This window comes from Vibrio sp. 10N.286.46.A8, from assembly GCF_041470165.1.
GTDB classification, from domain to species: Bacteria; Pseudomonadota; Gammaproteobacteria; order Enterobacterales; family Vibrionaceae; genus Vibrio; species Vibrio tasmaniensis_A.
This window is the reverse complement of sequence record NZ_JBFRLX010000112.1, coordinates 10671-12244: the sequence shown is the minus strand read 5'-3', so window position 1 is coordinate 12244 and position 1574 is coordinate 10671. Positions and strand designations below refer to the sequence as shown.

The following is a 1574-nucleotide window of genomic DNA, read 5'->3' as shown; positions in this document are numbered from 1 at the left end:
CCACTCAACTCTTTAATAATGCTCACAACTTGATTGGTGATCTCAGGATCAAGCGCCGCTGTTGGTTCATCAAACAACAACACATCCGGTTTCATCATCAGCGCACGTGCAATCGCAACACGCTGTTGTTGACCACCAGACAGTTGAAGTGGCCAAGCGTCTGCTTTGTCGGCAAGTTGAAGTGTCTTTAGTACTTCTTGAGCTTGCTTGATGGCTTCTTGCTTATCTAAACCCGCTACTTTGGTGGGAGCTTCAATTAAGTTTTCCATCACCGTCATATGTGGCCACAAGTTGTATTGTTGGAACACCATGCCAACTTTACGACGAAGTTTAAGCCCCTGCTTTTCTTGGATCTGGCTTGAAAAATCGAATTGCTCGTTCGCAATGTCTAATTCGCCGTTGTCCGCGATTTCTAACAGATTCAATACACGCAGTAATGAACTCTTGCCCGCACCGCTTGGGCCAAGCAATACCAAGGTTTCGCCACTTTCACAGTCAAAGCTGATGTCATGAAGAACTTGGGTATTACCGTATGATTTGTTGATGCTCTTTACTTGAATACTCATGCCACAATACTGCATTAATTGTCATTTGTTGGTTATTCTATTCAATTCGATGTTTTATGCAAGAAAAATGTATAAAAAACTGTTTTGTTGAATTTTTGTAACGAGAGTTGCGCAAAAAACAGTCGCTATAACTGGTCTTATAACCAAAAATCACAAGTTACTGATAAGCTTGATATCGAGGAAAAAGCAAACGTTTCTCTTCCAATTAAAAAATCAGTACAAGATCTAAGAACCTGTAGCTTCCATTCGCTATTGGCTTACGCTCACATGCATAAAAATTAGAATCAAATAGCTCGTTTGATCTTTATTTCAAGCCTCACTTAATGCTTAATGTTCCTTTTGAACAGTAAGATTCCTTCACTTGCTAGGCATCAAAATCCGAAAATTGAGTATCCTAGGAAGCATCAGTCAGCGATGCGTGCTTTAATGGTTTCTCTTGTAAGCAACAAACATTTACGAACGACTAGCACTTAATTCGTGACATGTACGTACAAACAACAAGCCATCTACTCTTAAAGCGACAACACATTAAGGCAGTCATATGCAAAACGACGTCTCTTCTACGCGTGACTCTACTCAGCGAACGGCTCAACGATCGACTAAAAAAGCGCCACAACCCAAACCTGAGAAGAAAAGCCTCAGTATTTTATTTGAGCTCAGCAAATTTATTCAGCCCTATAAAGGCCGTGTGATTGCAGCGCTGATCGCTTTGATCTTCACGGCGAGCTTAACCCTTTCGGTCGGACACGGTATTCGCCTTCTTATCGACCAAGGCTTCAGCCAACAATCGTTATCAGATTTAGGCAGTGCGATTCAATTCATCATGGTTGTAGTCGTGCTGATCTCGATTGGCACCTTCTTTCGCTTCTATTTGGTCTCTTCTGTTGGTGAGCGAGTAAGTGCGGATATACGCCTGTCGGTTTTCAATCACGTGGTGACGCTTCACCCGAGTTACTTTGAAACCAATGGCAGTGGCGACATCATGTCGCGCATCACAACCGACACAAC

General features: G+C 42.4%; 2 protein-coding genes. One reads left to right on the top strand and one right to left on the bottom strand.

The genetic code is table 11. The annotated features are described in order from the left end of the window. The coding region (locus AB4232_RS12135; protein WP_372087197.1) for an ATP-binding cassette domain-containing protein at nucleotides 1-566 on the bottom strand (566 nt) is incomplete at its 3' end. A gap of 541 nt (nucleotides 567-1107) precedes the next feature. On the opposite strand from AB4232_RS12135, the gene AB4232_RS12130 reads away from it, so the two are divergent. Continuing rightward, on the top strand, nucleotides 1108-1574 hold a 467-nt coding region (locus tag AB4232_RS12130), incomplete at its 3' end, for an ABC transporter transmembrane domain-containing protein (RefSeq protein ID WP_372087196.1).